A 7469-nucleotide genomic window follows, 5' to 3' on the forward strand; every position below is an offset into this window, starting at 1 on the left:
TTCTTGGGCATGCAGGCTGGGAACCAGCGTCTGGTTTTTCATCTGCAAGATGATTTTCCCAACCCCGGCGATGCCCGCTGCCGCCTCCAGATGTCCGATGTTGGACTTCACAGAGCCTATGGCGCAGAATCCCGTATCCGGCGTATCCTTCCTGAATGCCTGAGTCAGACCCGTCACTTCAATCGGATCCCCCAGCTCCGTGCCTGTTCCGTGGGCTTCAATATAGCTGACCGTCCGCGCATGTACCCCCGCTCGCTCCAGTGCCGCCCGGATGAGTTCCCCCTGGGCTGTCGGGTTCGGCACCGTATAGCCGTTGGTCTTGCCTCCATGGTTGATGCTTGTCCCCCGGATCACCGCATGGATGAGGTCCTCATCAGCGATCGCCTTGGACAGCGGCTTTAATAGGACGACCCCCGCGCCTTCTCCAGGGACAAATCCATTGCCTCCTTTGCCGAAGCTCTTGCACTGCCCATCTATCGACAACATGTGGTTGGCGCAAAGTCCTACATAGCTGAGCGGATGGAGATACAGATTTACTCCGCCTGCAATAGCCATTTCGCATTCTCCGCGGTACAGATGCTCACAGGCTTCATGAATCGCAGTCAACGAGGACGAACACATCGTATCGATCGGCATGCTTGGCCCTTGCAAATTAAAGAGGTACGAAATCCTGTTGGCCACTGAACTAAAGGATGTGTGAGGGTATATTTGCGTTCCTTTTCTCCATAAATCAAGTCCGTATAGATCAAAACCCGTTTTGGTAATTCCGGCAAATACGCCTACCCGGCGGTTATGCCGCAACGCAAGCTGTTCCCGGGTGTAGCCCGCGTCCTCCAACGTTTCCCAGCAGGCTTCAATGAACAGCCTTTCCTGCGGGTCCATACCGAGTGCTTCCCGTGGCGCAATATTGAAAAAGCGCGGATCGAAATCCGCAAATCCTTCGATAAAGCCCCCCCACTTGCTGTAGCTTTTTCCATTCGCTACCGCTTCCTGTGAATCAGGATGGAAGAACCCTTCCATCGTCCAGCGCTCACGCGGGATTTCGGTGACACAGTCCTTCCCTGCTTTTAGATTTTCCCAATATTCGTTCATGTCTCTGGACCAGGGATACTTTCCAGCCATCCCAATGATCGCTATCGGTTCACGCATTTCCGCACGAGCAGACCCGGCCAAGCTTCGGACAGGCTTCGCTTCCGCCTTTGCCTCAGCCGGCACGGCTTCTTCCTCGGCATACAGCGGTGCCGCAAGTATTTCCTCTACAGGCTGCATGTCACGGCTCATCCCGGTCCACTGCATACACTCCTGCGGGTATTCCGCCACAAAATATTCCGTCAAAGCACGCAAGGTTTGGTACTCATAAAACAGCGTCTGGGACAGTTCTCCAAAGAAGCCCGCCAGCTTGGCATTGAGCTGGGTAATCATGATCGAGTCGATTCCATAGGTTTCCAGCGGTTCATTGGTTTCAATGCTGCTGACGCTCAGCCGGGTCACCTCTCCAAACAGCACCTTGAGACAATGCAAGGTTTTGTCGTAGAGCAAGCCTGCATCCAGCATAGGTACGCTTGCCTGATTAGGTTCAGCTGCCTGGATGGCACGGACATCGGCCTGTGAGAAAGCTTTCGTCAGGTAGGTCTCGATCTTCTCGGGCTCCCCTTCCATGACCATCACCTGCTCCTTGCCGGAGGCCAAGCTTTGGTACAACGCCCTCATTCCCGACCAGGTCTGCATGGCTGTAATACCCATGTTTTGCGTCATGATCTGTTCCGAATTCGCATCGATCCGCATTCCGCCCTCTTTCCATAACGGCCAGCGGATGGATAACGTCTGTCCCCGCCGTTGCTTGGCCCCTACCAGGGCATTCCGGTATTCGGCGTATGCGTCCATAAAGGCATTGGCGGTCGAATAGTCAGCCTGTCCCGGATTGCCTAGGCTGCCCGATATGGAAGAAAAGAGCACAAAGAAGTCCAGGTTCTGACCACTGCTTGCCTCATCCAGATGGACCAGTCCGCTTACCTTCGGTCCCAGCACCTCCATAAATTCTTCACTAGTTTTTTTAATGATAAAATTATCGTGAATCACCCCTGCGCAGTGGATGATCCCATGGACACGTCCAAATTCCTGCTGAATGCTGTCCAATAAATCGATAACGGTGTTTCTATGGGTGATATCCGCTTGCCTGTACACCACGCTGGCGCCTGAAGACTCCAGCTCCTGTAGCCTCGTCTGCTTGTCTCGGTCCAGCGGCGACCGCCCCGTCAAAATGAAGGTCGCTGCTCGCGTCTGCCGGGAAATCTCTTCTGTAATCAGTAGCCCCAGACTGCCGGAGCCGCCGGTGATCAGATAGACCCCACCATCTCTCCATAGAAGCTCCTCTTTTTGCCCAGATGTTTCGAGCCTGCTCCAAAAAGCGGTTTTCCGTTGACCTTCCTCATAGCGAATCCAGCCATCCATCGGGCTTCGACTGTTGTCCTCCAGCTTCGCCAGGATACCTTCCGCCTGTTCTCCCAGATCCACTTCGATCAGCTGCCCGATGAATTTCGGGTTTTCCAGCCGGGCTGTCTTCAACAGTCCCGAAAGTCCCGAAAAGAGCCGTCCTTCCCCGGCGTTCCGCACCACAATTTGGACCAATACTCTTCCCTTCGGCTTGTCTTTGAGCATACTTTGGATGCTCTCAAAGGCCTGAACAGCATAGGCCTGGAACCGCTCGTCGACCCGGCCTTTTCCGGATTGAAAGGCAAGCACCTGCACAGCTCCGTTCAAGCTCGCTTCGAGTCGCTCGTGCAAAGCTTTTTCCGGCTCACAAAGCAAGACCATTCGCCGATCATAGGCAGGGACTTCGGCTTCCAGCGGTATCTCCTGCTTTTTCCATGTAGGCTCAAATAGCAGTGTACGGCTACTCGTAACGGCAGGCGCTTCCGCAGCTCTGGCGACCGTAAATTTTGGTTCACGCTCTGCCGCTCTGCCGCCTGTAATTTTGTCCTCACTCCTAGGCGCCCAATACTGCTCTTTTGCAAAAGGATAAGTTGGCAACGGAATCCTAGAGTACTGTTCATGTGAAAATAAACACTCAAAGTCTAACGAATATCCCTGAACATACAAATCTGCAATCGTAGTCAAAAGCTCCAAATACTCGCGGGTATCGCTTGCGTTTTGACAATTGTAAATACATTCATCCCCGTATCTTTTCAAAGATGTTTGTATGCGTTGATCTTTTTCGTGCAGTTCAGAATGATAAACTTGAGAAGCACTGCCTTTTTCCAGCCACTTTTTAAGGGACATGGCAAGCTCGCCTTGATTACGGGCAACACAGGCAAGACGATGATTACAGTGCTTTCTCCCAAGCAATAATGTATAACTCATATTACCGCAATCCGCCTTAGGCTCCTGTTCGCAATAGGCAAGCAGTTGCTCTACCTGCTGGCGCAATTGTTTTGAAGTCCGTGCCGACAGCGGAATGAAATAACCAGGCTTTTCGGAATGTGTCCGTTCCGTCTCTGGAGCCTCCTCTATGACCATATGAGCATTCGTACCGCTGGCACCAAAGGAACTGACCGCAGCACAGCGTCTGGCTCCGGGCTCAACCTCCCAGTCCTGCAGATACGTATTGACATAAAAAGGACTATCCTCAAACTGAATATTTGAATTGCCCGACCGGAAATGAAGTGTAGGAGGAATTTGCTTATTCTTTAATGACAATAAAAGTTTGATCATTCCCGTAATTCCTGCCGCAATTTGCGTATGGCCAATATTCGTCTTAATGGACCCTATGGCGCAATATTCCTTCTTGTCGGTATACTTTCTAAAGGTTCGAGTCAGTGCCTGATATTCAATGGGATCTCCCAATTTGGTGCCAGTTCCATGTGCTTCCACCATCTGGATTTGCTCTGGGTGGATATGAAATGTATCATATACATTTTGCTCGAGTCGCTCCTGAGATTTCTGGCTTGGCGCAGTAAGTCCATTCGTGGTGCCGTCCTGGTTGATCGCTGAGCCTGAAATCACTCCATAGATGTGGTCTCCATCAGCAACAGCTTCATGAAGACGCTTGAGCACAATCGCGCCAAGCGCCTCTCCCGGAACCATTCCATCTGCCCTGTCATCAAAGGTATAGCAGCGTCCCGAGCGAGACAGCATCCCTGCCCTGTCACCATACAAATAGCAGCGGGGGGTCGTATGAATATAGACACCACCCGCTAAAGCCATATCCGTTTCTCCGGTCCATAAGCTTTGGCAAGCCAGATGAACTGCAACTAACGAACTGGAACAAGCTGTATCTACAGCTATTGCTGGTCCGTGAAGATTCAAGTAGTAGGAAATTCTAGCGGGAATCACGGAACCCATATGACCCCAAAGCGCTTGTGGAGGCAGGTCTTCACCCAGCAATTGTTGGTAATCTCCCTCGGCACAACCCACATACACTCCACAGCGGCGACCCTCCATCCCTGTACCTGCATAGCCAGCATCCTCCAGAGCATGCCACGCTTCCTCCAGAAACAATCGCTGCTGCGGATCCATATAGGTCGCTTCCAGTCCCGAGATATTGAAAAAAAGCGGATCAAACTTATCAATATCCCCCAAAAAACTGCCGTGATTGCAATAGCTTGCATGTTTTTCTTGGTATTTCGAAAGATCCCACCGGGTTACCTCTTCCACTAAATCGTCACCGTTCTTAAGGTGATTCCAAAGCTCATGTACATTATCTGATCCAGCAAACCGCCCGCTCATTCCAATAATCGCAATGGGCTCCCTTGGTGTTAAAGCTCTCTCTTTATCCTTCTTATTGGGTCTCTCCTGCTCAAAGGATATACTTTCCGTTTCAACAGGATGAATCGTATAATCCGTGTCTTTAAGTTTTTGGATGTCGCGACTTGCATCTTCCATGTTGTCTATTGGATTAGCGCTCTGGTCCAAGACTTGTGAAACTTTATCTCCATATTGGCTTAAAATGTATAGCGTCAGTTGTTTTACCGAACTGTAATCGAAGATGTCGGTGGTTTGCAAATGAATCCCCAGCCCCTGATTGACAGCCTGCACAAAGTCAACGCCAAGAATGGAATCCAGTCCATAATCTGCGAATGACTCATGAATATCAATCATAGTAAAGTCCACATTCAAAGCCTCTACCAGCTTCCCTACGATAAGCTCCTGGACATACTCTTCAGCCATCTCGCTTGTTACATCAATATCTGATCGAATTCCTTCGTCACGCTGTTTCATTTGAGATTTGTCGTGTTCAGGCTCCTGTTTGTTCCGAATCAGACCATCGCTTTCCGCCACAATAATTTGTTGACCTATATCATGCGCTTCCTGAGCAGGGAAGAAAACGGACCGGAAACCCTCCATTTCCAATACCTTTCGCCAACTTTCGGGATATAACCCGGGAGAGCCTGGAATGCGCAGCTCCGGGTCATTATAAAGCCACCATCCCTCTAAAAGGCCAAAGGATAGATGGTTTAACAGAGAGTTACCGCTGATTTCATTTATAAGAATCAGACCGTTTTCTCGCAGCGCTGCTTTGACATTGCGTAACGTTTGGCGAATGTTCCGAGTGGCGTGCAATACATTGGTGGCAATCACAATATCATATCCACCTGTATCGATATCTTGTCCCTGAGCCGACTCTTCCACATTAAAAATCTGATAAGTCAGGTAAGGGTTTTGCGGACCGTACTCTTTTTGTGCATGTAATAAAAATGCTCTGGATTTGTCGGTATAGCAATATTCTTGAATATGCTTCCGATAAGGTTCGAGCTTCTGGAAGACCAAAGCGCTAGTACCTCCAGTGCCTGCGCCAATTTCAATGATTCGAATCGGTACCGACGGGTTATGCTTAATCCGCTCATTCAGATAGGAAACTACGATATCTCCCAACACTTCATTAAAGTAATCCGCTGCAGGACTGTTCTTATATATACCTTCTACAAGTTTCATAGAGGAATTAGGAAAAATGATATCGGTGGCTGGTATTTTCCCGGTTAAAATTTCCGGCAGTTTGCGCAAGGTTGATTCTACCAAAAATACCCAGGCTGAGAGATCCGGATTTTTCAGCCATGCCCCTTTCTTCCATTCCCACTCCTTCCATACAGCCTGCAGATCGACCGAAGCGGTACCCGCTACGCTATATGACTCTCCATTGCAATACAAATACTGATTCCGTACCAAAATCTCTATGCTTTCTTCAAGCCAACGATCGTATAAATTCAGTAAGGCGGTTTTTGTTTTAAAATCTGCGATCATAGCTTTCTTTTCCATTTGCGCATATGGACATAATCCCATCAAGCGCAAATGGCTCCATAACAGCCTGCATAAGATATCATTCATTTCCTTCATCTGTAAGCCTCCATTCCCGTTCAGCCCCTCGTGTCGCTCCGTCCTGTTCCGAGTAAGCTTTGCTGTCGACTGTAGTCGAGGACATTGTCTCGTATGCAGCCGCTAGGTAAGAAAGATCTGGCATCTTCTTTATTTTTACACTGGCAGAAATATGACTCTGGATGTTTTGGATATACGAAGGAATAGCTTTGGCATTTGAAGCATCGATGTCTTCCTTATTCATTTCCGAAACATTTGCCATTTTGGCAAGTGTCTTTTGGGCAATGAACGAATCTGTTGGCTTTACAGCATCTGCAGATTCAATGGAAGCCAATTTAGTTTTAATATCCGTGATCCAGTACTGCTCTCTCGCAAAAGGATAGGCCGGCAGGCTGATTCGCCGCGGCTTGGCGTCCCCATAAAGCATGTTCCAATCCATCGACAGTCCCTTGACCCAGAGATCAACAACCTTCGAATATTTTCTTTTCCCTATCCAGGCAGCAATCATTTTCTCCATGTCTTCATCTTCTACCAGCGCCGTCAGCGCCTCCTTATTCCGTTTGACCTGGCCCCGGTACAACTCAGGGATTCCGTCCCGTCCTTCCAGGAATCCTTCCAGCTTGTCCACCAGCTCCTGCATAGACCCTGCAATCACTGCCAGCCGCTCTTCCATGGCCTCGCGTCCCACCTGCAGCGTGTATGCCACATCGGCCAGACTGCTTTCGCTTAGCTTTCCTTCCCGCATAACAGCTAGCAATCTCTCAGCCTGCTTTTTCAGTCGTTCTTCATTTTTGGCCGACAATACGATGATCGCAGGCTTTTGAGCCGTAACGCTCATCGGCACCTTCTCTTCTGCAATGTACTCTTCGATGATGACATGTGCATTGGAGCCTCCTGCTCCAAACGATGAAATCCCGGCAATCCTCGGATATTCCCGCGTCTCTCCATCGATCTCAACCACCGGCCGCTTCCATTCCCCCAGCTCCTGCTGGACGACGAACGGCGTCTGACCGAAATGGATATTCGGATTCAATTCTTGGGCATGCAGGCTGGGAACCAGCGTCTGGTTTTTCATCTGCAAGATGATTTTCCCAACCCCGGCGATGCCCGCTGCCGCCTCCAGATGTCCGATGTTGGACTTCACAGAGCCTATGGCGCAG

2 protein-coding genes are annotated in these 7469 nt (G+C 49.9%); both read right to left on the reverse strand.

Annotated features, from left to right (window positions below):
• Positions 1-6330: SDR family NAD(P)-dependent oxidoreductase (locus tag GRP75_RS15950; protein WP_160789788.1), on the reverse strand; the 6330-nt coding region annotated here is incomplete at its 3' end.
• The coding region (locus GRP75_RS15955; protein ID WP_160789789.1) for a KS-MAT linker domain-containing protein at positions 6314-7469 on the reverse strand (1156 nt) is incomplete at its 5' end. The genes GRP75_RS15950 and GRP75_RS15955, both read right to left, overlap by 17 nt.

The organism is Paenibacillus sp. OT2-17 (assembly GCF_009827695.1).
In the GTDB taxonomy this organism is placed as follows: Bacteria; Bacillota; Bacilli; order Paenibacillales; family Paenibacillaceae; genus Paenibacillus; species Paenibacillus polymyxa_B.